Annotated in this window: 1 rRNA gene; it reads right to left on the bottom strand. The window is 48.2% G+C overall.

Annotation, left to right across the window (positions count from 1 at the left end):
* Window positions 1-36: 36 nt before the first annotated feature.
* Window positions 37-154 (bottom strand): 5S ribosomal RNA (gene rrf, locus GPK49_RS08490).
* Between the last annotated feature and the right edge of the window lie 97 nt (window positions 155-251).

Genomic DNA, 251 nt, shown 5'->3' on the forward strand with positions numbered 1-251 from the left:
GTGCGCTCTAACCAGCTGAGCTATGAGCCCATAGGACTTCGGCGACCATCTACTCTCCCAGGCAGCTGCCCACCAAGTACCATCGACCGCTTAGGTCTTAACCGTCGTGTTCGGAATGGGAACGGGTGTGTCCCCCAAGCGCATCATCACCGAAGATGTTTTGTGTGTTTCCTATTTTGTTTGAAGGTTTGATCCTTCAAAACCGAACAATGAATATCTTTCACAACCTTGCGTTGAAAAATGTTTACGAA

The sequence above is a fragment of the Clostridium sp. MCC345 genome (assembly GCF_018785345.1).
Lineage (GTDB): Bacteria > Bacillota > Clostridia > Lachnospirales > Anaerotignaceae > Anaerotignum_A > Anaerotignum_A faecicola.